Genomic DNA, 24,838 nt, shown 5'->3' with positions numbered 1-24,838 from the left:
CATGACTTCAATGTCAAAACCGCTGATCGAGAAGCATCTGCCGCGCAACAAGCTCGGTCTGACGGTGCGCGATTATGAAGGCTCGATGTCGACCCTGTGCGCCGGCTGCGGCCATGACTCGGTCACCGCCGCCCTGGTCCAGGCCTTCTGGGAACTCGATCTGCCGCCCCACAGCGCCGCTAAGGTCTCCGGCATTGGCTGCTCGTCCAAGACGACGGCCTATTTCATGGGCCAGAGCCATGGCATCAATTGCGTCCATGGCCGCATGCCCTCGGTCGCGACCGGGGCCAATGCCGTCAATGGCGATCTCCACTATATCGGCATCTCCGGCGATGGAGACAGTTTGTCGATTGGTTTCGGCCAGTTCGCCCACGCGATCCGCCGCAATCTCAACATGCTCTATGTCTTGGAAAACAATGGCGTCTACGGCCTCACCAAAGGCCAGTTCTCGGCTTCGGCCGATATCGGCACCAAGTCCAAGAAGGGTATCGCCAACGAGCAATCGCCGATCGACCCCTGCGTCCAGGCGCTCACCCTCGGCGCCGGCTTCGTGGCGCGCGCCTTCTCCGGTGACAAATCTCAATTGGTGCCGCTGATCCAGGCCGGCCTGATGCACAAGGGCTTCGCCCTGATCGACGTCATCTCGCCCTGCGTTACCTTCAATGACCATGCCGGCTCGACCAAGAGCTATGCCCACACCTTCAAATACTACCACCCGCTGATCCACACCGATTTCGTCGCCGAAGCCGAGGAAATCACCGCCGATACCAGTGAAGGCGGCACCATCACCGTCACCATGCATGATGGCGGCATTCTGAAACTGCGCAAAACCGCCGATGATTACGACCCGCGCGACCGGGCACAGGCGATCGAGACGCTATTGCTCGGCGACCGCAGCGGCGAGATCCGCACCGGCCTGCTCTACGTCAACGAAGACATGCCCGACATGCACGCCGCCAATCATCTGCCGAAGATACCGCTCAACGCGCTGCCGTATGAAGCGCTGAGCCCGGGCAAGGCGGCGCTGGCTAAGTTGCAGGGGCGGTGGCGGTAGGGGGATAGGCGCAACTACGTCATTGCCACGAGGTTGATAGCAACTGCCTGCCAGCAGTTCCCTAGATGTATAGCGTTTGTGCAATCTCAGTCGCGCAAACTCACTAAGTTTTTGGCTTGTGTCGTTTGAGTTTTTCAAATTCTTCATCGTTTGACGCGATGGAAATGAGCAATTCGACCCACTTATCCGAGTACGTGTAATCGCCATGGGCAGTGTGGTATTGGCAATAATCTTTCTTTGTCGCCTTCGGCTTCTTGGAGCCTGATGCGGGGCGTGCCCCAAACTTCTTCCAGGCGAGTTGGTGGTGGTGGGAATTAAATGTTGTATTTCCAGCCGCTTTAACTCGCGCAACCACATCATTCGGCTTATACGGCCACAAATCGTCACTCACGACCTTCGTTGTCAAGAATGTTTGCCTATTCAGCCCGTCGGGGTTGTTTTCGTTGAAGACGATGTTGGAATCGCCTTTTACTGCCTTTTCGAACGTGAAGTTTACTTTAAACTTATAGGCGGCGCCTTCGTTGCCGTTTTCATTTGCCGCAGCTGAGACCGCAGCATCAATCGCCTCGATCTCCGGGCTTATGTCGTATTTTTGCAGTTTGCTGAGGCCGTGTAGGTCCATTTTGCTAAATTGTATTGCAACGGACAGTTCATCGTTCAAGCCAACTTGTTCGCCAAATAGCTTCCGAAGTGCTTGGTCAAAATTCAGGCAATTCGCCTGAAAAATAGGCCAAAAATTTCTTCCAAGAGAATTCAGAGTAGTGTGTTCAACTTGGTCCCGGAGTTCTTTAGTGGCTATCAAATTCTTTTTTACATCTTCTGATAACGGGCAGTCATGTCGTGCAATCATCTGCCCTAGAAGCAAGCTTCTGCCGTCGTCAATAATATTAATCGATTTTCGAATATAGAACTCATGTAATAAATAGGTCCACGCGATTTGACTAATTACGGGAAACAGCTGAATCTTAAAAAGAAAGCTGGGGCTATTAAAGATTTGAACCGCTGCAATCATCGCCTCTCGGGCACGGTATACCCGTTCGTCGTCAATCGGAGATAAGCCAGTCCGTAGATCAACTAGTGATTTTTCATACCGAAACCTCGCTATTTCATCGTCATCAGCGGGCTCCAATTCCCAGCCTTGAGATCCAGAAATTCTACCGAAATTTACAGTCGGTTGTCTCCCGGTGTTGATTAGTTGGTGCACATCTTGGTTTCGGTCGCCGTCCGCTATCAGTCGCTTCACGATACGCTTTTCAAAATCGGTGAGGGAGGCAGTTTTCATTTGTGCACCAACAATCTGCAAGCCAATTGTGGCTCGCTTGACCTTACGGAAAACGTCTCCGACACATCAAACCAGGTGCCGTCGTCGCCTTGGCCATGGTTTGCGCCCATGCAAGAGCATTGGCATTCATGACCTCCGGCATGTCGACATCTGTACGCACAGACTTCTTGGTCTCGGTATGGTTGGATGATGTAGAGTTTGCGAAATCGGGTGAGTGCCCGCGCGACGAAATCGTCGAACCATGCCTTTGGTAGTTCCCAATACCTGTCGTCTTCGAACCAAATTGGTTTGAGCCGTCTATTGTTACGCAACCATTGATCCGGATTCTCAACGTCGGGGAGTCGGACACGGAGCTTTTCGCCCTTGCCTGTGCGGCGTAGCGCGACAGGTATGGCAGTCTGGTTCCAATTACTTTTGAGACGCGCTGAATTTTTATCTAACAATTTCAAGTGCAGAATCTCCACTCAAGCCACCTGAAAATGTATCTTGGGCCAAAACGGACTCATGTGAAGGTCATCGCTCCAATATTTTTGAAATCAATGTTGAAAACTCAATCGGACTAGATGGGCGGTAGCGTTTTGATCCGCCTCGCCAACTCCACCCCATAATTCCCTTGCCAGCCAGTGGGCCACCGGGGTTCAGCGCCGTCAAGGCCGCCTTCGGCGCCGCTTCGCGGGCATCCGCCTTGACGGCGCTGAACCCCGGTGGCGGGATCTCGGCATGCGGTCTATGGCGGGGCCTGGCCCGCGCTGGGGCCTCACCTCCCACCTATAAATCACCAAATTTTGTCACCCCTGACGGATGCCCGGACGCGTTAGCGATCCGGGCGCAGATCAGGGACCCAGACGCCCGACAGAAAACGACTCTTGTACCGAGATGGTGCGCATTTGCCCCGTCAGCCCCACGGGTTTCGCGTTGCCGGTTCTGGCTCCCTGATCTGCGCCCCGCATGCGCGGGGCATCCGTCAGGCATGACAAGGGTTTGGTTTTTGGGGTTAGTGCCGGTGGCATGGCTGTCTTATCCCCCACCAAAGCCACAAATCATCGTCATCCCAGCGCAGGCTGGGATCCAGGTTCATGCGCTGACATCTGATTGATCTGGCGCCAGTTTTCCAAGCGTATGGCTCCAGGAACTGGGTTCCAGCCTGCGCTGGAATGACGATTTATGGCGCAACTTATCCCCACCCCCCAAAGCTGCGCGCATAATCCAGCTGTTCCGGTCGCACGGGAGGCACGAGCTCAGTCATTCGCGGCGGTCGGGAGCGTGCAGCCTGTCCGGGCGAAGGGGTGACATCCCGAGCACTGGCAGGGCGTCCTTTCAGGTCTGACGGCACTAAACGCCCGACCCGAATACCTGATTGGATTGGAAACGGAGGTGGAGACGCCACGGGAAAACTGCACGTGTGGGACGTCTCGGATGTCACATAAAATTATACGCGTTACCCGGCATTCGCCGGCGTCCCACACCCTCCCATCCCTCCAGCCGGAAACGGCGTGGAGATTTCGGCGCATCCCCCAACAAAAAACGCCCCCGGCAAGCCGGGAGCGCTCTTCAATCCGAAACGGGCCGTTTGGCCTAGTAGCGGTAATGGTCGGCCTTGAACGGGCCGGTCTTTGGCAGTTCGAGATACTCGGCCTGCTCGCTCGAAAGGACGGTCAGCTTGGCACCAAGCTTGGGCAGGTGCAGGGCGGCGACTTTCTCGTCGAGATGCTTGGGCAGGATGTAGACATTATTGTCGTACTGCTCGCCCTTGGTCCAAAGCTCGATCTGGGCCAGCGTCTGATTGGTGAAGCTGGCGGACATCACGAAGCTCGGGTGACCGGTGGCATTGCCGAGATTGACCAGGCGGCCTTCCGAAAGCAGCACGATACGATTGCCTTCAGGGAAATTGATGATGTCGACCTGTGGCTTCACATTGGTCCACTCGAAATTCTGCAGGGCTTCGACCTGAATTTCATTGTCGAAATGGCCGATATTGCAGACGATCGCCATGTCCTTCATCGCCCGCATATGGTCGATGGTGATGATGTCCTTGTTTCCGGTGGCAGTAACAAAGATATCCATATCGCCGATGACATCGTCGATCGTGACGACGGTGAAGCCGTCCATGCAGGCCTGCAGGGCGCAGATCGGGTCGATCTCGGTGACGAAGACACGGGCGCCGGCGCCGCGCAGGGATTCAGCGGAACCCTTGCCGACATCGCCATAGCCACAGACGAGGGCGGTCTTGCCGGCCATCATCACATCGGTGCCGCGACGGATCGCGTCGACGAGGCTTTCGCGGCAGCCATAGCGATTGTCGAATTTCGACTTGGTGACGCTGTCATTGACGTTGATGGCGGGGAAGGGGAGCTCGCCGCGCTTGTGCATCTGATACAGACGCATGACGCCGGTGGTGGTTTCTTCCGAGACGCCCTGGATGGCGGCCTTGGCCCTGGCGAACCAGCCCGGGGTCGCCGCGATACGCTTCTTGATTTGCGCGAACAGGGCGGTTTCTTCTTCCGACTTTGGATGGTCGAGCACGGATGGATCGGCTTCGGCTTTCTCGCCGAGGATCAGATACATGGTGGCATCGCCGCCATCATCGAGGATCATATTGGCGGTTTCGCCATTGCCCCAATGGAAGATGGCGTCGGCATAATCCCAGTATTCCACCAGGCTCTCGCCCTTGGTCGCGAAGACCGGCACGCCGGACTCGGCGATCGCTGCGGCCGCGTGATCCTGGGTCGAGAAGATATTGCACGAGGCCCAGCGCACTTCGGCGCCAAGGGCGGTGAGGGTTTCGATCAGGATCGCGGTCTGGATCGTCATGTGCAGCGAGCCGGCGATCCGGGCGCCTTTCAGGGGTTGGGCTTTGCCGAATTCGGCGCGCAGAGCCATCAGGCCCGGCATTTCGATTTCCGCCATGTCCATTTCGATCCGGCCCCATTTGGCCAGCGACATGTCTTTTACGAGATAGGGTTTGTCCGCAGCAAAATGCGTCATGACCATCAGGTCCTTCTATTGGGTATGATTTTGAAACATGGGGGCAAGCGGGCCGGTCGATCCGGCCCGCTTGTAACAGATTTACGCCAGTTTGCGCAGTTCGTCGGCGAGGTCGGCCTTCTCCCAGGAGAAGCCACCCTCATTGTCGGGATTGCGCCCGAAATGGCCGTAGGCGGCGGTGCGGGCATAGATCGGGCGATTGAGCTGCAGCCGGGTGCGGATACCGCGTGGCGACAGGTCAGCCATTTGCCGCAGTGCGTCCTCGAGGCGGGTCTCGTCGATCTCGCCGGTACCGTGCAGATCGACATAGAGCGAAAGCGGTTTGGAGACACCGATCGCGTAGGAGACCTGGATCGTGCAGCGCTCCGACAGGCCGGCAGCGACAACATTCTTGGCCAACCAGCGGCAGGCATAGGCCGCCGAACGGTCGACCTTCGTCGGGTCTTTGCCGGAGAAGGCACCGCCGCCGTGTGGTGCAGCGCCGCCATAAGTGTCGACAATGATCTTGCGACCGGTCAGGCCGGCATCGCCATCGGGGCCGCCGATGACGAAAGTGCCGGTCGGGTTGACGTAAAATTCGGCTTCCGGCGGGAACCAGCCCTCGGGCAGGACTTCGGCAACGATCGGACGAACGAGTTCACGGATCTGCTCTTGAGTGACGCCGTCCTTGTGCTGGGTCGAAACGACAACCGACTCCACGCCGGCCGGCTGGCCATTGACGTAGCGCAGTGTGACCTGCGATTTGGCGTCAGGCTCGAATTCCGGGCGCGCGCCGGATTTGCGCAAGGTCGCCATCCGCTTGAGGATCTGGTGCGAATACTGGATCGGGGCCGGCATAAGCTCGGGCGTCTCGTTGGTGGCATAGCCAAACATGATGCCCTGGTCGCCAGCGCCCTCATCCTTGTTATCGCCGCCATCGACACCTTGGGCGATGTGGACCGACTGGCCGTGCAGGAAGTTCTGGAAGTTGGAATTCTTCCAATGGAAGCCATCCTGTTCGTAACCGATATCGCGAATGGCTTCGCGCGCAGCCTGTTCGATTTCATCGGCCGAGACGTCTGCGGCACATCGGACTTCACCGGCCAGAATGATCTGGTTGGTGGTGGTCAGGGTCTCGCAAGCGACGCGCGCTTCGGAGTCCTTGGACAGATAGAGATCGACAATGGCGTCCGAGACCCGGTCACAAACCTTGTCCGGGTGACCCTCTGATACGCTCTCGCTGGTAAATATGTAGGACGAACGGCTCACTGCAATATCTCCATATAAGGATTGCTTTATATCATCGAGGCAGAAAGCAGATTATTGCGCCGGGTGCAAGCCGCATTGCGAGCGCCGCGCCTGATCGAGGTGAACCTTTCCCAGTCGCAGGTGTGGTGGAAGCGATGGGCCGTAGTGAACGGGCGCGCCCCGGACGATCAGCAAATTGCTTGATTTGACAAATGATATAAAGATATACTTATGTGTATGTATGTGATTGCCTGAATGGTCGATTGCGCTGGCGGGAGGTTCAAATTCGATGAGTGTGCAAGAAGAGCCAGAAAATGGGAAACTGCCCGGCGGCGACCTGTCGATTTCGTTCGAATTTTTCCCACCGAAAACCGAGCCGATGGAAGACACGCTCTGGCAGTCTATCAGCCGGCTCGCGCCGTTGAGCCCAGCTTTCGTCTCTGTCACCTATGGCGCAGGCGGGTCAACGCGTGAACGGACCCACCGGACGGTGCACCGCATAGTGAACGAGACGGACATCCGGCCTGCAGCGCATCTCACCTGTATCTCCGCGACCCGCGCAGAAGTCGACGCCGTTATCCACGATTACTGGGACGCCGGCGTTCGTCATATCGTGGCGCTGCGCGGTGACCCACTTCAGGGGATTGGTGAAGCCTACCGGCCGGCGGCCGGTGGTTATGCCAACGCCGCTGAGCTGGCGGCCGGAATCCGGGCGATCGGAGATTTCGAGGTGTCTGTCGGCTGTTATCCTGAAAAACACCCGGAAAGCCCGACCGCCGAGCATGATCTCGACCTGCTCAAAGCCAAAATTGATGCTGGCGCGACCCGTGCCATCACCCAATTCTTCTTTGAGCCGGAGACGTTTCTGCGTTTTCGCGAGCGCGCGGTGCGGGCCGGCATCAAGATCCCGATCGTGCCCGGCATCATGCTGCAGCCCAATTTCAAGGGTTTGACCCGAATGGCGGCGCTCTGCAATGCCAATATTCCGGACCGGATCCATCGCCACTTTGACGGACTCGACGACGAACCGGACACGCGTCAGCTGGTCACCGCTCATCTGGCTGCGCAACTCTGCTCAAGCCTGCATGAATCCGGTGTCGACGACTTTCATTTCTACACGCTCAACCGGGCCGAACTCGCTCTGTCTACCTGTCACCTGCTGGGCGTGAAGCCGAGCACCGCTGCGGAGATAGCGGCATGACAGCGCGCACCGACCGGTTGGCCGCGCTCGAGCGCATCGCTCGCAATCGCATCCTGATCCTCGATGGCGCGATGGGGACACAGATCCAGGACCTCAAACTCGATGAGGCCGGCTATCGCGGCGCGCGTTTCGCTGACTGGCCAGCCCTGATCAAGGGTAATAATGACATCCTCAATCTGAGCGCCCCCGACGCGGTAAGGGCGATCCACCGTGCCTATTACGAAGCTGGCGCCGACATCGCCGAGACGAACACATTTTCCTCAAGCTCAATCGCTCAGGCCGACTATAAAATGCAGGATCTGGCGCCGGAGATCGCTCGCGAAGGGGCCCGGCTGGCGCGCGAAGCGGCTGACGAGGAAGAAATCCGGACAGGCGCCCCCAAGGGCGTCGCTGGCGCGATTGGTCCGACCAACAAGACTTTGTCGATCTCGCCCCAGGTCAATGATCCGGGCTTTCGAGAGGTCGATTTCGACCAGGTCCGGCTGAGCTATGCTGAACAGGCGCGGGCGATGGCGGACCATGTCGATTTCTTCCTCGTCGAAACAATCTTCGACACGCTCAACGCCAAGGCCGCGATCAAGGCGCTGATCGATCTGCGCACCGAAGAGGGAATTGACCGCCCGATCATGTTGTCCGGTACGATCACCGACAAATCCGGACGCACGCTGTCGGGTCAAACTGCGTCGGCCTTCTGGTATTCGGTCCGCCATGCCAAGCCGTGGGCGGTCGGTCTCAATTGTGCGCTCGGCGCCGATGAGTTGCGCCCCTATATCGCCGAGCTCTCGCGGATCGTTGATACGCGCATCCTCGCCTATCCCAATGCCGGTCTGCCCAATGATATGGGCGAGTATGACGAGACGCCGGACGAGACGGCGGCGCATCTGGGCGAGTGGGCCCGTTCCGGCCTGGTCAATATTCTCGGTGGATGTTGTGGCACAACGCCAGCGCATATCCGCGCCATCGCGGCGGTGGCCCACGACGTGCCGCCTTATCAGCCCGCCCGCCGTGAGCGCGCCATGCATCTCGCCGGCCTCGAACCGTTCGAACTATCAGCCTGAGATGATGCCGCGATGACAAAACCTGTTTCGACTTTCGTCAATGTCGGCGAACGCACCAATGTGACCGGCTCGGCGGTGTTTCGCCGTCTGATCACCGAGGGCGATTACGGCGCCGCGGTCGCCGTGGCGCGTCAGCAAGTGGAGAATGGCGCCCAGATCATCGACATCAATATGGATGAAGGTCTGCTCGATAGTGTCGAGGCGATGACTATTTTCATGCGGCTGATCGCTGTCGAACCCGATGTCGCACGCGTGCCGGTGATGATCGACAGCTCCAAATGGGAAGTGATCGAAGCCGGGTTGAAAAACACCCAAGGCAAGCCGATCGTCAATTCGATCAGTCTGAAGGAGGGTGAGGAAAGCTTCCTCAAGCAGGCCCGACTGTGCCAAGCCTATGGCGCTGCTGTTGTCGTGATGGCCTTCGACGAGGCCGGCCAGGCCGATACCGCCGATCGCAAGGTCGCGATCTGCAAGCGTGCCTATGACATCCTTGTCAATACGGTCGGATTCGCCCCGGAAGACATTATTTTTGACCCCAATATCTTTGCCGTCGCGACCGGGATCGAGGAGCATAATGACTATGCCGTCGCCTTCATCGAGGCGACGCGCCGGATCCGCCAGGAAATGCCCGGATGTCATGTCTCCGGCGGGCTCTCGAACGTCTCGTTCTCGTTCCGCGGCAATGAGCCGGTACGCCGGGCGATGCACACCGTCTTTCTCTATCACGCCATTCATGCCGGCATGGATATGGGCATCGTCAATGCCGGTCAGCTCGACATTTATGACGATATTGAACCGAAGCTGCGCGATCTGGTCGAGGATGTGATCCTCAATCGCCGCCCGGACGCGACCGACCGCCTGCTGACCGAAGCAGAGACCTATCGCGATAGCGGCGGCGCCAAGACCAAGGAGCGCGATCTGGCCTGGCGCGAGGCGCCGGTCAATGAACGCATCAAGCATGCGCTGGTTCACGGGCTTAACGAGTTCATTGTTGAGGATGCCGAGGAGGCGCGCCAGTTGGCGGTGCGGCCGCTGCACGTGATCGAAGGCCCGTTGATGGACGGGATGAATGTCGTCGGCGACCTGTTCGGCGATGGCCGTATGTTCCTGCCGCAAGTCGTCAAATCAGCCCGTGTGATGAAACAGGCGGTGGCTCATCTGATCCCCTTCATGGAAGCCGAGAAGGAGGCCGCCGGTGAGGCGCAATCCTCCGCCGGCAAAATCGTGATGGCGACGGTGAAGGGTGATGTCCACGATATTGGCAAGAACATCGTCGGAGTCGTGCTGCAATGTAATGGCTATGAAGTGATCGATCTCGGCGTGATGGTGCCGTGCGAGAAAATTCTCGATACCGCCCTGCGCGAAAAGGCCGATATTATCGGCCTGTCGGGCTTGATAACGCCGTCGCTGGACGAAATGGTGTTTGTCGCGTCCGAAATGGAGCGGCGCAATATCACCCTGCCGCTAATGATCGGTGGTGCCACAACCAGCCCGGCCCACACGGCGGTCAAGGTCGATCCGGCGCTCAGCGTCGCACCGGTGATCCACGTGAATGATGCCAGCCGCGCAGTCGGTGTCGTCTCCAAACTTCTATCCGACGAGCGCGACGCCTATGCCAAAGATGTGCGCGAGGATCTGGCGAAGATCCGGGAACGCCGTCTGGCAGCGCGTTCGAAGAAGGCCCGTCTGCCGCTGGAGAAGGCGCGGGCCAATGCGTGGGATTGCGACTGGTCGGCCTATCAACCACCCAAGCCGACTTTCCTTGGTACGCGGTCCTTCTCCCCATCGATCAAGACGCTGATCGACTATATCGACTGGACGCCCTTCTTTTTCACGTGGGAGCTCAAGGGCAGCTATCCGGCTATTTTCGACGACCCCAAGCGCGGCGCTGTGGCGCGTGACCTGTTTGCGGACGCCCAGGCAATGCTCAAGCGGATGGTTGACGAGGAGTTGCTGGCGCCACAGGCGGTCTGCGGGTTCTGGCCGGCCAATCGTGTCGGCGACGATGCGGTCCTCTACACCGATGACAGCCGCAGCAAGCGGCTCGACACTTTCCACGGTCTGCGCCAACAGGCGGCGAAGGATAATGCCCGGCCGCACCTGTCCCAGTTCGACTTCATCGCCCCGCCGGGCCATGCCGATTATCTCGGTGGTTTTGTTGTCACCGCTGGGGGGAATGAGGCGGTTCATTCTCGCTTTGCTGCGGAGAAGGACGACTATTCTTCGATCATGTTCAAGGCGCTCTCTGATCGGCTTGCCGAGGCGTGTGCCGAATGGTTGCACGAAAGAGTGCGCCGCGAGCATTGGGGCTATGCGCCGGACGAGACCCTGTCACGTCAGGATCTGATCGCTGAAACCTATGCCGGCATCCGCCCGGCCGCGGGCTATCCATCCCAGCCTGACCATTCAGAAAAGCGCACCCTGTTCGCCCTGCTCGACGCGGCCCAGGCAACCGGCGTCAGTCTGACCAATTCCTTCGCGATGACACCGGCCTCTTCGGTGTCGGGGTTGTATCTGTCACACCCCGAGAGTTGCTATTTCGCGGTCGGCCGCATCCTGCGCGACCAGGTCGAGGACTATGCCGGCCGCAAAGGCTGGCCGCTTGAGGATGCCGAACGGGCGTTGGGACCGATCCTGGATTATGTCCCGGTTGCGCCAGTTCCCGCCTGAGACAGCGACGGCGATCATCAGCGATGATTTGGACTTTGCGGTCGATATGCGCCATATCCCGCGGCTTGTTCGCGCTCGGAGTTCTACATGCGTTTCGCATTTTTCGGTGACATTGTCGGCAAAACCGGCCGGCGGGCACTGGAGGCCCATCTTCCAGACCTGCGCCAGCGCCTCGCGCTCGACTTCGTCGTCGTCAATGCCGAGAACGCGGCTGCCGGTTTCGGCGTCACCGAGAAGATCTGCGAAGGCCTGTTTGATCTCGGCGTCGATGCGCTGACGCTCGGCAATCATGCTTGGGATCAACGCGAGACGTTGACTTATATCGACCGCGAACCCCGCTTGCTGCGTCCGGCCAATTATCCGGCCGGATCGACGCCAGGCAAGGGCGCCAATCTGATCGAAGCCGCCAATGGTTCGCGCGTGCTGGTCGTCAATCTGATGGGGGCCCTGTTCATGGAAACCCTCGACGATCCCTTCGCAACGATTGAGCGCGAGCTGGCTTCCGCGCCGCTCGGACAGGTCGCCGATGCGATTATCATCGATTTCCATGCTGAAGCGACCAGCGAGAAGATGGGGATGGGCGTCTATTGCGATGGTCGCGCCAGCTTGGTTGTCGGCACCCACACCCATGTCCCGACCGCCGATGCGCGCATCCTGCCCGGTGGAACTGCCTATCAGACCGATGCCGGCATGTGCGGCGATTACGACTCGATCATTGGTATGGACAAGGAAGAGCCGCTGCGCCGGTTCACGACGCGGATGCGCACGGGCCGCTTCGAGCCGGCGACCGGCGAAGCCACCGCTTGCGGTGTCTACGTCGAGACCGATAATGCAACAGGTCTGGCGGTCAGGTGCGAGGCGATCCGGATCGGCGGCCAGCTGAGCGAGCAAGTACCGCAGCTCTGACCCGAGGCTGCATCAGCGGCCAAACTCAGTTGTAGCGCCGTGCTACCGCAAGCGGGCGAGCGCTCACTGATTCTCCCCCCTTGAAAAATTACACGTATGTCATGATCCTGATCACGGGAGGCACCCCGCTGTATTTGCCAATATGGTGACGCGCACGGCGGTGTAATCGAGGGCAGCAAGTCATGGCCACCACGAGCCGGGCAGCTGCCGAAGCACAACGTACGGGAAAGCCACAGGCCCGACTCGCGCGTGAGTTGTTGGTGCTTCATTCGAGTGTGGTCGTGTAGTATGAGTTAGTTATCGGGGGATAGCATGTTTAAACAGACGATCCGCTTTGAAAAAGCGCACGACGCTCACGTTTTCGACCAGTATTTGGTAGATTTTCTCAGAGCTTGCGAAGAAAACGATGACGATAACCAAGCCTGTGTGTTCACGACCAGTCTGCAAGAATCCGAATCCTATATCCGGGTCGTCCAGACTGATAGCGCAAGCATGCTCGGTCGCTTTCTCAATTTTTTGACCATGCGCAATTTTCCACCCGCAACTCGCGTGGTGACCGAGGGCAAGGCCGTCCACGTCTGAGGGGCCTGTGCTGACAGCTTCTCGCTGATCAGTTCACTGCCGAGTTGGGCATCCCACTGTTTGCGCCTCAATTGCCAACAGCTTCGCCGCTTGTCCTTCCAGTCGGTACCAGGGTCTGCGGGGACCGCGTGGACGCCGGAGCGCGTGTTCATATCTGCCTGAAACAGCGCGTTATCTGCTGGCAAGCCTGTGCTTTGGCGTTGTTGAATTGTAGTCTCTCCGCAGTGGAAGTCGGCTTGGAGGCAGGCTGAACCACGGGGGACGAGGAATGGCGGTGCGAATAGTCCCGGTGATTATGTCGGGTGGGTCGGGAACCCGCCTTTGGCCGCTGTCCCGAGCTGCCCACCCCAAACAGCTACACCCGCTCGTCACCGAGCTGAGCATGGTGCAGGAAACTGCCCGACGGGTCGCAGCAACTTCGAAGGACTTCAAATTCGAAGCGCCGATCATCGTTCTCAATGAAAGCCAATATATCCGTGCGCGCGGCCAGCTTGACGAGCTGGGTTGTGTGCCCGCCTGCTATGTCGTCGAGCCGGTTGGCCGTAATACCGCCCCCGTTGCGGCCGTCGCCGCAGAGCTTGTCCGACGAGAATTGGGCGATGACGTGCTCGTTTTGTTGCTGCCGGCGGATCACCACATTCGCGATATTGAGGGCTTCCACCAGGCGATTGCCCATGGCGCTGCGCTCGCGGCGCAGGGACAGCTCGTGACCTTCGGCATCGAACCTGCCGGGCCTGAGACAGGCTATGGCTATATCCGGCGCGGCGAACCGGTTTCGGCTGGCTTCCATGTCAGTGCCTTCACCGAAAAGCCCGACGTCGAAACGGCCAAGACCTTCCTGGCCAGCGGCGAATATTACTGGAATGCCGGCATTTTTCTGTTCGGAGCCGGCGCTTTGCTGGCCGAGTTGGAGCTGTATTGCTCCGAGGTCGCGCGCTGCAGCTTGGCCGCTGTGAGCGGGGCGGAAATGACCGGCACCAAGCTGACCCTTGATCTGGCTGCGTTTGAAGCCTGCCCGTCAATCTCGTTTGACTATGCGGTGATGGAACGGACCAGCAGGGCTGTCGTCGTGCCGGCCGATATCGGTTGGTCGGATGTCGGATCCTGGGATGCCCTCTGGTCGATTTCTGACAAGGACGAGCACGGCAACGCCTCGCGCGGCAATGTCAGTATCCACGCCAGTGAAAACTCCTTTGTCATTTCAGATGGCGCCAAGGTTGCGATTCATGGCGTCAAGGATCTGATCGTTGTTGCTACCGGCGATGCCGTGCTGGTCATTCATCGGGACGATGCTCAGGGCGTCAAAAAAATAGTCGATGCCCTGAAGGAAGCCGGTCATGACGATCTGCTGTGACGTGCATTGCCGGAATGTGGCGAACCGGCTCGCCTTTCGCCGTCATTCTCGCTAATAAAACCCCTCGAATCCGCAGGCATAGGGAAGCCAAACATGGCCGGACACTCCAAATGGGCGAACATCCAGCACCGCAAGGGGCGGCAGGACAAGCTGCGTTCCAAGCTGTTCTCCAAACTGTCCAAGGACATCACGATCGCGGCGAAATTGGGTGGCGGCGATATCGATGCCAATCCGCGCTTGCGTCTCGCAGTTTCGATCGCCAAGGGCCAATCCGTGCCCAAGGACAATATCCAGCGCGCAATCGACAAGGCGGTCGGCGGCGATGCTGATACCTATGAAGACATCCGCTACGAGGGCTTCGGTCCGGGTGGAATCGGCGTGATTGTTGAGGTCTCGACCGATAATCGCAACCGCGCTGCGGCTGATGTCCGCACCGCCTTCGCCAAGAATGGCGGCAATCTCGGCGAGACCGGTTCGGTCGCCTTCATGTTCGACAATGTCGGTGAAATCCGGTTTCCACTGAACGTGGCCGACGAGGACACGATGATGGAAGCGGCGATCGAGGCGGGCGCTGATGACGTCGCTGCCGAGGATGGCGACGATGATAATGAAGGCCAGCACGTCGTTTATACGGCGCGCGAGGACATGATGGATGTGGTCGCGAACCTGTCGGAGAAATTCGGCGATCCGGTCTCAGTCAATCTGATCTGGCGGCCGCAAAACCTGATCCCGGTGCCGAGCGAAAAAGTCCCGGGTCTGATGAAGATGATGGAAGCGTTCGACGACAGCGATGATGTTCAGAATGTCTACGCCAATTTCGATATCTCCGACGAGGACATGGCCACTCTTGGCTGATAAGTTGCGCCGGGCCGGTTGATCGGGGAACAGGGTGGACGGCGTAAGCACGATTGCACAATGGGGGCTACAGACTGCGCTCCCTTTCTGGGCCGAGCGGGGCTGGGACGATGTGCATGGCGGATTCCTCGAATCCATCGCCCGCGACGGGTCCGCAATCAGTGGAGATGTGCGGCGGGTTCGCGTTCAGGCGCGTCAGATCTATGTCTTCGCGCGCGCCCATCAGGAGGGTTGGCTTGATGGGCTTGAACGCGCCGAACAGGCAGCGACCCTGCTCAAACAGCGAGCTTGGCAGAGCGACGGCCAGCCTGGTTGGGTTCACGCGCTAACGGATGCGGGCGATGTCTCCGACCCGACCCGCGACCTCTATGATCACGCCTTTATCTTGCTGGCCTTGGGCCAGCTCGGCGGCGCCAGCGGTGACAAAGCCTGGTTTGACCTCGCCGACGAAACCCTGGCGTGGCTCGACACCGCAATGGCCGATCCGACGGGTGGATATCGCGAAACGCTTGCCGGCTCGCAATGGCCACGGCGACAGAACCCCCACATGCATTTGTTCGAAGCGCTGATGGCACTGTATGAGGCCAGCGGCCGATTTGAATTCCTGACCCGCGCAACCGCCATCAAGGCCCTGTTCGGTACGGTCTTCTATGATTCGGAAATGGCGGTGGTCCGGGAATTCTTCAACGCGGATTGGAGTCGTGCCACCGGAGAATTGGGAGCTGTGGTGGAGCCGGGCCATTTGTGCGAATGGGCCTGGTTGCTGCACGAATATCACCGGCTGAGTGGCGAACCGCTTGACGGGGCCGCCTCAGCCATGTTCGGAACCGCCATGCGGGTCGGCGTCAATCCCCAGACTGGCCTGCTTTATGCGGCGATCAACGCGCGCGGAGAGGTGCTGGACGGATCCTCGCGAACATGGATGCAGACCGAATGGCTTCGCACGGCGGTGCGGATGCCAGAGCAGTGTCTGCCCGGTGCCGCCGAGCACTTGGAGCGTGCCGGATCAGCGATGTTGTATCACTTCAATGACGTGATTGCCGGCGGCTGGATCGATCAGTTCGATGCCAGTGGCAAGGCTCTGTCGGACCGGATTCCGGCAAGCACTCTGTATCATGTATTTGGCGTCATCGCCGAATGCATGTCCGCCCGGACCGGCGGTGTGTCGCCGGTTCGAAAGCCGGCTTGACCGACATTGTCCCAGCTTTTCTTGTGTTCCCGCGCGGCGGGTCTTAGGTTTTTTTCATGACGGTCATCGATAGGAAAAATGCAGTGCGAACTCCAGGATTGATGGCGCATGCTGCGCGCCTCGGCGATGTCAGGCTCCGCGATTTGATGGCGGGCGACCCGCAACGCGCCGGCACCCTGTTGATGTCGCATGCCGGCATTGAACTCGACCTCTCCAAGCAGCGACTCGACCGTGCCGCCCTGGCAGCCTTGATTGCCCAGCTTGAAGCGTTTGATTTTGGCGCCCGGCGCGATGATCTACTGACGGGTGGTATCGTCAATGCGAGCGAAGGCCGTCCGGCCTTGCACATGGCCTATCGTTGCGGCGCTCATATCGAGGGTTCTGAGGCCGCGCTTCTTGTTGACCGGACGCAGGCACAAACCCGTGCCTTCGCCACCCAGGTTCGAAGCGGAGAGTTCCGGCCAGCTGGGAAGCCCGTGCGCCGGGTCGTCAACATCGGAATTGGCGGCTCCGATCTGGGGCCGCGCCTGGTGGCGGACGCGCTGAGCGATGCTTCCGAAGCTGGGCCGGAGCTGCGCTTTGCCGCCAGCCTGGACCCGACAGAACTTGAGCGAGCGGTGGCCGGGATTGACCCTGAAACTGTGCTTTTCATCATCGCCTCCAAATCCTTTTCGACCCAGGAAACACTGATGACCGGCCAGGCGGCCCGCGCCTGGATGACGAGCCATGTTGGCGTCGAACAGGCCGGCCGGCATTTTGCGGCAGCGTCGGCTGCGCGGGGCAAGGCTGTCGCGTTCGGTATTGACCCCGAGCGTGTGTTCGATTTCCCCGATTGGGTCGGCGGTCGCTATTCGGTTTGGAGCGCCGTTGGTTTGAGCCTCGAAATCGGCCTTGGCCCGGATGCATTTGCGGATTTCCGTGAGGGGGCCCGGTCGATGGATGAGCATTTCGCCACCGCGCCGCTGGAGCGGAATCTGCCGGTGATCAAGGCGCTGGTCGACTATTGGAATCGCAGCGTGCTGGGCTATCCCAGCCGCTGCGTCGCGGCCTATTCCGCCCGCCTCGGTCTGCTGTCCAATTTTCTGCAGCAGCTTGAGATGGAATCATTGGGAAAGTCGGTCACCGCCGATGGCGAGCCAGCCCGATTACCCGGCGGCGCCCTGGTTTGGGGGGGCTCGGGCACTGAGATCCAGCATTCCTTCTTCCAATGGCTGCATCAGGGCGGCGATGTGGCGCCAGTAGATTTCATCGGGATTGCCCGGCATTTCTCCAGCGCCGACCCGCGTGAGCGCGTGCTCGCGGCCAATATGGCAGCGCAAGGTGCCGCTCTGCTCGACGGAATTCAGGTTCCGCCCGGAGACGACCCCGCGCTGGCCGCGCAGAGATCCATGCCCGGCGGGCGCGTCTCATCCACTTTGCTTCTTGATGACCTGACTCCGGCCACACTCGGCGCACTGCTGGCACTGCATGAGCACAAGGTTTTCGTTGAGAGCGTGCTCTACGGCATTAATCCATTCGACCAATGGGGTGTCGAACTGGGAAAGGTGCTGACGAAGGGTATTCTGGCCGGTGAATTAAGCGGCTATGACGCCTCAACCCAGGCAATGCTTGCCAGAACAGGCTTTGTGTCGGATTGACAGCCAGGCGGCGCCGGGTGATCCGGTGTTGACCATTATGCCAAGAGAGAGACAGCCATGAACGCAATTCCCCGGACCCGTCTCGCTCAAATGGCCAATGCCATCCGGGCGCTCTCGATGGACGCGGTGCAGGCGGCCAATTCCGGTCACCCTGGCATGCCGATGGGCATGGCCGATGTCGCGACCGTGCTCTGGGCCAAGCATATGAAATTCGATCCGGCAGGACCGGGCTGGGCCGATCGCGACCGCTTCATTCTCTCGGCCGGTCACGGCTCGATGCTGCTCTATTCGCTGCTGCACCTGACCGGCTTCGAGGACATGACCCTCGACCAGATCAAGCAGTTCCGCCAGCTCGACTCGCTCACGCCCGGTCACCCGGAATACGGCCACACCGTTGGCGTCGAGGCGACGACTGGCCCGCTGGGGCAGGGGATCTCGATGTCGGTCGGCTTCGCCTTGGCCGAGCGCATGCTCAATGCGCGCTATGGCGATGCCCTTGTCGATCATCGCACCTGGGTAATCGCGTCAGACGGCGATTTGCAGGAAGGCATCAGCCATGAAGCGATCTCGCTGGCCGGGCATCTCAAGCTCAACCGCCTGTGTGTGTTATGGGACGATAATGAAATCTCGATTGATGGCCCGACCGGTCTTTCCGAATCGACTGATACCCTAAAGCGTTTCGAGGCGGCAGGCTGGGCAACCAGCCGGGTCGACGGTCATGATATCGATGCGGTAGATGCGGCGATCACCGCAGCGAAGACCAGCGACCGGCCGGTCCTGATCGCCTGCCGCACGACGATTGGTTATGGCGCGCCGACCAAGGCCGGCACTGCTGGCAGTCATGGCGCGCCCCTCGGTGCAGACGAGATCGCCGGCACACGCAAGGCGCTCGGCTGGACACATGGCCCGTTCGAAATTCCCGATGAGATTTATGCCGACTGGCATGCCGTGGGCTCAGCCGATGCCCATGCTGCTTGGTGTGACCGGCTTTCCGCGTCCGATCTGGTTGGCGAGTTTGTCTCTCAACTCTCCGGCGACGCCGGCGAAGCGGAACGGGCCGCGCTGACCGCTTGGCGCGCCAAGGTCGCCGAAGATCGTCCCGATCTCGCCTCGCGTGCCGCATCCGGCAAGGCGCTTGCCGCAATTATTGACCAATGGCCAAGCCTGGTTGGCGGCTCGGCCGATTTGACCGGATCGAACCTGACCAAGACACCGGGTGTCGGTGTCGTTTCGGCTGAGTCCTATGACGGGCAATACATCCATTTCGGAATTCGTGAGCATGGCATGGCGGCCTGCGCCAATGGCATCGCGCTGCATGGCGGTTTTCGCGCCCATGTCGCGACCTTCCTGGTGTTTGCCGATTATTGCCGGCCAGCGATGCGGCTGTCCGCGCTGATGCAACAGCCAGTGGTTTACGTGTTCACGCATGATTCGATTGGCTTGGGCGAAGACGGTCCGACGCACCAGCCGGTCGAGACGCTGGCTTCGCTGCGCGCGATCCCGAATATGCATGTCTACCGTCCTGCAGACGCATTGGAAACGGCCGAGGCTTGGGAAATGGCACTGCTGCGCCTCGACGGGCCGACCGTTCTGGCCTTGTCACGGCAAACCTTGCCCTTCCTGCGCGATGATGATGGCGAGGAGAATCGGTCAACCCGTGGGGCGTATATCCTGCGGGATACCAACGGCGCACCGGATATCAATCTGGTCGCAACCGGGTCGGAAGTTGGCCTTGCCGTGACCGCCGCCGAGCAGCTTGCCGCCGTCGGCATCGCGGCACGGGTCGTCTCGGCGCCGTGTATCGACGTGTTTCTCGAGCAGGGCCGGCGTTATCGCGACGAAATCCTGCTGCCCGGCGTGCCGTGCATCGGTGTTGAGGCTGCCTTGCGTTATGGCTGGGATTCGCTGATCGGGGTCGATGGGGATTTTGTCGGCATGACCGGATTTGGCGCCAGCGCACCGGCCGAGCAATTGTATGAATTGTTTGGCATTACTGCCGACGCCATCGTCAAGAAAGCCCGCGAACGCCTGGCGCGATAATCGCCAGACGTCCTTGTACGACCCTGAACCGGGTCGCGGAAGGCATTGCTGAATAGTCGGCTGCGCCGTCAGTCGACCGGTTCGGCGATCCCGAAGGCGAAGAGTTTCTGCAGGGTTTCCAGCACCAGTTCCTCGCTGAGGTCCGGGAAGCTTTCGCTGGAGATTTCGCCACCATCGAGCAGGATATGCAGCCCGGGTTCGGCGGCGGCGGGAAAGCGCACTTCGCCGCCAGCGGTGATTATCACCACTTCTTCGCCATCTTCGGCCAATCGCCAAGGCACGAGATTCCGGAGGCAATAGCGCTGATCGGCTTTGCCCGGCGTGTCGTAATTCACGACCGTGCCGCGTGTATTCGGTGTTCGGGACCGGATGAAATTGTCGACAAAAATATCGAATGAGGAATCCAGATCGGCCTCGCTGACGAGCGCATCGATCAGGCCCTTGAACTGGACGGCGCTGTTTGAGCGGTCGAAGTCGGGACGGGCAAAGCCGACGGGCAAGGCGTGCCTGAATTCCGGGCGCCGCAGAGCGACATCCGAGACGACTTCGAGCATCAGATCGGCCCAGGTCTTGACGATCAGGCCGACCGTGATGTGCAGCGACATGGCATGGCCGTGGGTTGAGGCATCATGCATCATACCGCGCGGGACATAGGCGCACTCGCCGGCCCGCAGGACAAATTCCTCAACCGGTTCACCGACCTCATGCGCACCGGGCTGGAAGCCTTCCCCGCGATAGGGATTTTCGACCGGCGTGTCGTACAGCCGCCAGGATTTGGAGCCCTCGACCTGCAACACCAGAACGTCGTGATCGTCGTAATGGGTCTTGAAGCCCTGGGCGTCCGGTGGCGTCAGGTAGATATTGGTCTGGACGTGGCAGGAGAGCAGGGATTCGATCGAACGTGTGAAGCCCGCCAGTGTCGGGTCGACCTGATGCAGCTGTGGCAGAACGATGGTCGCGCCTTGCTGAAAATGTCGTGCGACGGCGCCGCGGTCGATCATCCCGCTGTCGAAGCTGTAATCGGCGCGTGAAATCGGCGGATCCGACCGCGCCATGTCGAGCGAGCCGGCCTGGAAATCCATGCTGGAAATCAGATCATCGATCCGCTGGATCGAGAGCAGTGGACGATAGCGTTCCGGATCATCGCGGTGGGCGATAAGGGCCTTCTTCTCGTGATAATCCCTGAAGAAGTCCTCGGCACTCATCGGATCCAGCAAATACCCGATGACGTCATGCATCCACTGTTGGTCGCTCATATGTCCCCGCCCAGTCCCGAAACGCACGTAGCGCCGGGATTTTGCATAGAATTGTCAGCCCTGCAGGGCATTGAATTGCCGACACGGCATGCCCGGCGGTGAAGCCGGGCATGCCGCGTCGTGCTGTCTTGAAATCAGCGGCCCCGGCCTCGCCCGGCAGGATCGGCATATGCGCCGGAATCGCTATCGGTCACGCCAGAGCGGCCACTGCGACCACGTCCCTGTCCGACGGGATCGGCGTAGCTGCCGCTGTCATTATCGGTCACGCCGCCGCCCCGGCCGCGCCCAGCTGGATCGGAATAGGCGCCGGTGTCGCTGTCGGTGGCGCCTGAATTACCACCGCGGCCACGGCCCGGCGGATCAGCGTATCGGCCGGAGTCGCTATCGGTAACGCGATTTCCGCCGCCACCACCGCGACCACGGCCGACGGGGTCAGAATAACTGCCCGTATCGCTGTCGGTAATGCCGCTGCTGCCGCGTCCGCGGCCAACAGGGTCTGCGTAATTGCCGGTATCGCTATCGGTCACGCCGCCGCCGCGTCCTCGGCCGACAGGGTCAGCATAACTGCCCGTATCGGCATCGGTGGTGCCGCCGCCCCGGCCGTATCCAGCCTGGTCGGCATAGCGGCCGGTATCGGCATCGGTTGCGCCGTTCCCGTTCCCGTAACCGCCACCGCCGGCCGGATCATAGGGGTCAGAGTCGGAATATCCCGTTGTCGCGCAACCCGAGACAATCCCGGTCGCACCGACGGCGAGCGACGCGCCTGCCACGCGGGTCAGAAAGGACCGGCGGCTCAGTTTTCCACGTTTGGCCATTGCTTGTATCTCCCTCTTGAGAAGGTTGGGCGTCAAGAAATTTGGGCGAGCCAGCTAGTTTGGCTCGCCCGCAAATTCAGTCGCGAGCAATGGCGCTAATAGCCGGGACGGCCGCGCCCGCCGGGATCAGAACACCCGCCGGAATCGCTGTCGGACGCACCTTGGCGTACCGGCCCACGACCGCGTCCACCTGGATCGGAACAACTACCGGAATCGCTATCCGTGAAGTTCTGTGAGCCACGTCCATTCCCGACCGAGTCATTCGGGTCGGAATCTGTTAGCCCCGTTGTGCCGCGCCGTGAGCCACGTCCGTTGCCAACCGAGTCATTTGGATCTGAATCGGTCAGGCCCGATGAGCCGCGGCGCGTCCCACGACCTCGGCCAACTGGATCCGAGTAATTGCCGCTATCGCCGTCGGTCACGCCGGTCCGACCGCCGCGTCCGCGATTGGCAGGGTCAGCATAGCTGCCCGAATCGCTGTCGGTGACGCCGGTATTGCCCCGACCGCGGCCCGCTGGGTCACGCCAGGTACCCGTATCGTTGTCGGTATAGCCCGTGCTGCCACGGCCATGGCCGACACCGTCGGCGTTTGACCCGCTATCGCTGTCGGTCAAACCAGTATGGCCATAACCGGCGCGGTCGGCATGATTGCCGGTATCGCTGTCGGTGCGGCCGGTATAGCGCTGAGCTTCAGAGCCGCCCGTGATGACGGCGGCGGCGCCAGTGGCCACTGCTGCGCCCGCCACGCTCGTCAGAAACGAACGGCGGCTGAGCTTTCCCTTTTTTGCCATGCCAAATTCCTTTGAGATCAGTTCCGGCGCCTCCCCAGGGGCCGGCATGCCATCCCTCGCAAGATGGGCGGGCCCGTACGGTTAAACTGTACGGGCCCGAAATTCGTTTGCCTTAACGGCTTGGCCCGCGACCGCGGCCACCTGGGTCGGAGCAGTTTCCGCTGTCACTGTCAGTGTAGCCGGTATTGCCGCGACCGTGACCGCCGGTGTCGGCGCAAGAGCCGCTATCGCTATCGGTCAGGCCGGTATAGCCGGTGCCGTGGCGCGCTTGATCATTTGGATCGCTATCGGTGATGCCAGTTCGGCCATTGCCACCGGAATCGGATGGGTCGGCATCGGTACTGCGCTGCAGCATCGTCGCGCCCGCGACCGCGCCGACTGCGCCGACTGCAACCGTGCCGCCTGCAACCCGCATCAAAAAGGAGCGCCTGCTCAATTTACCCTTTTTCGCCATGAAATCTTCCCCTTGAAACTCACCGTGAACCCAACGTTCGCCGGCGTTAAATATGTTTCTTATCCTAGCGGGGGCGTGGGAAGGTCGTCAAACGAAACAACTAAATAAAAAAACGAGTAATTCCAATGAGATAAACATGAATAGTGCGAGTTATTCGCAGCATTTCTGAGACTGCGAAGCGCTCTCATAAGGGTGCGGTTCGAAAACACCCGTATTGCGAGCATGACTTCGGTGATATTTTCTGTTCCCCTCTTGTTCTTTTTCATCGTTCAATGCTAAGTCATTGATCAAAGGTGGGCGTTATTGTGGCTTCGATCAGAATTCTGGGAATTGACCCTGGCCTTCGGCGGATGGGATGGGGCGTTATTACCGTCGATGGGAGCCGTTTGGCAGCCGTCGCGCACGGCGTGGTTACCCCACCGACTGACGCGCCCCTAGCCATGCGTCTCAACCACATTTTTGATGCCGTCAGCGAGCTGGTTCGCATCCATCAGCCGGATGAATCCGCGATTGAGGAAGCCTTTATGGCCAAGAATGCGGCTTCGGCACTCAAGCTTGGCCATGCGCGTGCAGCGGCTCTGCTCGCCCCGGCCCAGGCAGGATTGCCTGTTGCCGAATACGCGGCCCGGCTGGTCAAGAAATCGGTCGTCGGCACCGGCGCCGCCGACAAGGCGCAGATCGCAGCCATGGTCTCAATCCTGCTGCCCGGCACCAAAGCAACCGCTGACGCAGCCGATGCGCTGGCCATTGCGATCTGTCACGCCCATCATCGCCGGGCGCGCAGCATTGGGAGCTTGGCATGATCGGCATGTTGAAAGGGATCGTTGAAGCGATCGGGGCCGAGGAGGCCGTGATCGACGTCAATGGCGTCGGCTATCTGGTCGGGTCGGGTACCCGGACCCTGTCGCGGCTGGAACCGGGACAGGCGGTGGTTTTGCACATTGAAACCCATGTCCGCGAAGACGCCTTCAAGCTCTATGCCTTTACCGATGATCTGGACCGGGCCTGGTTTGTCAGGCTGCAGGAAATCCAGGGGGTCGGCGCCAAGGCTGCGCTTTCCATTCTCGATGTTCTGCCGCCGCATGAGCTCGCCAATGCCACAGCGCTGGGCGACAAGGCGGCCTTCAGCCGCGCCAAGGGCGTCGGTCCCAAGCTGGCGACCCGGATTGCCACGGAGTTGAAAGACAAGGCGCCGCCGTTGGGCCGCAGCTTTTCGATCGGTCTGCCGGTTCATGGCGAAGCCAAGACCGGCGCCGATACCGCCTCCTCGCCACCACTGCCACCCTCGGCCGGTGCGGCGCGCGATGATGCAGTCTCGGCCCTGCTCAATCTGGGTTATCCCGAAAGCATTGCCCGTCAAGCCGTCGCGACCGTGATGCGCGATGCCGGCGGCGATGCGCCGCTCTCCGATCTGATCCGGCTCTCCTTGCGCGTGCTGGCACCATGAGCCCGGCGCAGCCGGTCATTGCTGGGTTTGCACGG

The 24,838-nt window shown here is 60.1% G+C and carries 20 protein-coding genes; 13 read left to right on the top strand and 7 right to left on the bottom strand.

Translation table 11 applies throughout. The annotated features are described in order from the left end of the window. Position 1: 1 nt before the first annotated feature. On the top strand, positions 2-1,054 hold the full coding sequence (locus AAC029_RS02495; RefSeq protein ID WP_339743601.1) for a 2-oxoacid:ferredoxin oxidoreductase subunit beta: 1,053 nt from the start codon (positions 2-4) through the stop codon (positions 1,052-1,054). 103 nt (positions 1,055-1,157) lie between these two features. Here AAC029_RS02495 and AAC029_RS02490 read toward each other — a convergent pair whose 3' ends face one another. From AAC029_RS02490 to metK, 3 genes are all read right to left on the bottom strand, one after another. After that, positions 1,158-2,336, bottom strand: a complete 1,179-nt coding sequence (locus tag AAC029_RS02490; protein ID WP_339743599.1) for a DUF3644 domain-containing protein — start codon at positions 2,334-2,336, stop codon at positions 1,158-1,160. Positions 2,337-3,911: 1,575 nt separating this feature from the next. Continuing rightward, on the bottom strand, positions 3,912-5,321 hold the full coding sequence (gene ahcY, locus AAC029_RS02485) for an adenosylhomocysteinase (RefSeq protein ID WP_339743597.1): 1,410 nt from the start codon (positions 5,319-5,321) through the stop codon (positions 3,912-3,914). Positions 5,322-5,402: 81 nt separating this feature from the next. After that, positions 5,403-6,569 carry a methionine adenosyltransferase gene (gene metK, locus AAC029_RS02480; protein ID WP_339743595.1) on the bottom strand — a complete coding sequence of 389 codons (1,167 nt, stop codon included), beginning with the start codon at positions 6,567-6,569 and terminating at the stop codon, positions 5,403-5,405. A gap of 268 nt (positions 6,570-6,837) precedes the next feature. Here metK and metF point away from each other — a divergent pair, with 268 nt between their 5' ends. From metF to tkt, 10 genes are all read left to right on the top strand, one after another. Next, entirely contained in the window at positions 6,838-7,749 is a 912-nt protein-coding gene (metF, locus tag AAC029_RS02475; protein ID WP_339743593.1) for a methylenetetrahydrofolate reductase [NAD(P)H], read from the top strand. Further along, on the top strand, positions 7,746-8,807 hold the full coding sequence (locus AAC029_RS02470; RefSeq protein WP_339743591.1) for a homocysteine S-methyltransferase family protein: 1,062 nt from the start codon (positions 7,746-7,748) through the stop codon (positions 8,805-8,807). The genes metF and AAC029_RS02470 overlap by 4 nt, the downstream gene beginning before the upstream one ends. Positions 8,808-8,819: 12 nt before the next feature. Further along, positions 8,820-11,477 carry a methionine synthase gene (gene metH, locus AAC029_RS02465; RefSeq protein ID WP_339743589.1) on the top strand — a complete coding sequence of 886 codons (2,658 nt, stop codon included), beginning with the start codon at positions 8,820-8,822 and terminating at the stop codon, positions 11,475-11,477. Positions 11,478-11,564: 87 nt separating this feature from the next. Continuing rightward, a complete protein-coding gene (locus tag AAC029_RS02460; protein WP_339743587.1) occupies positions 11,565-12,383 on the top strand; it encodes a TIGR00282 family metallophosphoesterase in 819 nt (272 codons plus the stop codon). A gap of 312 nt (positions 12,384-12,695) precedes the next feature. Beyond that, complete coding sequence (locus tag AAC029_RS02455; protein WP_339743585.1) at positions 12,696-12,965, top strand: hypothetical protein; 270 nt, start codon at positions 12,696-12,698, stop codon at positions 12,963-12,965. Between the two features lie 268 nt (positions 12,966-13,233). Continuing rightward, complete coding sequence (locus AAC029_RS02450; protein WP_339743583.1) at positions 13,234-14,319, top strand: mannose-1-phosphate guanylyltransferase/mannose-6-phosphate isomerase; 1,086 nt, start codon at positions 13,234-13,236, stop codon at positions 14,317-14,319. A 93-nt stretch (positions 14,320-14,412) separates the two neighbouring features. Further along, positions 14,413-15,174, top strand: coding sequence for a YebC/PmpR family DNA-binding transcriptional regulator (locus AAC029_RS02445; RefSeq protein WP_339743581.1), 762 nt, complete (start codon positions 14,413-14,415; stop codon positions 15,172-15,174). 34 nt (positions 15,175-15,208) lie between these two features. Beyond that, a complete protein-coding gene (locus AAC029_RS02440) occupies positions 15,209-16,363 on the top strand; it encodes an AGE family epimerase/isomerase (protein ID WP_339743579.1) in 1,155 nt (384 codons plus the stop codon). Between the two features lie 83 nt (positions 16,364-16,446). Beyond that, positions 16,447-18,000 carry a glucose-6-phosphate isomerase gene (pgi, locus tag AAC029_RS02435; protein ID WP_339743577.1) on the top strand — a complete coding sequence of 518 codons (1,554 nt, stop codon included), beginning with the start codon at positions 16,447-16,449 and terminating at the stop codon, positions 17,998-18,000. A gap of 57 nt (positions 18,001-18,057) precedes the next feature. Beyond that, positions 18,058-20,040 (top strand): transketolase, encoded by a 1,983-nt coding sequence (gene tkt, locus AAC029_RS02430; protein ID WP_339743575.1) that lies wholly within the window; start codon positions 18,058-18,060, stop codon positions 20,038-20,040. Between the two features lie 68 nt (positions 20,041-20,108). Here the strand turns inward: tkt and AAC029_RS02425 are convergent, their stop codons facing one another. From AAC029_RS02425 to AAC029_RS02410, 4 genes are all read right to left on the bottom strand, one after another. Beyond that, positions 20,109-21,296 (bottom strand): cupin domain-containing protein, encoded by a 1,188-nt coding sequence (locus tag AAC029_RS02425; protein ID WP_339743573.1) that lies wholly within the window; start codon positions 21,294-21,296, stop codon positions 20,109-20,111. Between the two features lie 134 nt (positions 21,297-21,430). Next, the gene (locus tag AAC029_RS02420) at positions 21,431-22,111 is read right to left on the bottom strand and encodes a hypothetical protein (protein WP_339743571.1); all 681 of its coding nucleotides are present in this window, start codon (positions 22,109-22,111) and stop codon (positions 21,431-21,433) included. 95 nt (positions 22,112-22,206) lie between these two features. After that, a complete protein-coding gene (locus AAC029_RS02415) occupies positions 22,207-22,902 on the bottom strand; it encodes a hypothetical protein (protein WP_339743569.1) in 696 nt (231 codons plus the stop codon). Positions 22,903-23,014: 112 nt separating this feature from the next. After that, complete coding sequence (locus tag AAC029_RS02410; protein ID WP_339743567.1) at positions 23,015-23,356, bottom strand: hypothetical protein; 342 nt, start codon at positions 23,354-23,356, stop codon at positions 23,015-23,017. Positions 23,357-23,649: 293 nt separating this feature from the next. Between AAC029_RS02410 and ruvC the strand changes: the two genes are divergently transcribed. Together ruvC and ruvA are read left to right on the top strand one after the other, a co-directional pair. Continuing rightward, a complete protein-coding gene (ruvC, locus tag AAC029_RS02405; RefSeq protein ID WP_339743565.1) occupies positions 23,650-24,159 on the top strand; it encodes a crossover junction endodeoxyribonuclease RuvC in 510 nt (169 codons plus the stop codon). Beyond that, a complete protein-coding gene (gene ruvA, locus AAC029_RS02400; protein WP_339743563.1) occupies positions 24,156-24,803 on the top strand; it encodes a Holliday junction branch migration protein RuvA in 648 nt (215 codons plus the stop codon). The genes ruvC and ruvA overlap by 4 nt, the downstream gene beginning before the upstream one ends. Positions 24,804-24,838: the final 35 nt, after the last annotated feature.

The organism is uncultured Maricaulis sp. (assembly GCF_963975345.1).
Taxonomy (GTDB): domain Bacteria; phylum Pseudomonadota; class Alphaproteobacteria; order Caulobacterales; family Maricaulaceae; genus Maricaulis.
This window is presented reverse-complemented; position numbering and strand designations above follow the sequence as displayed.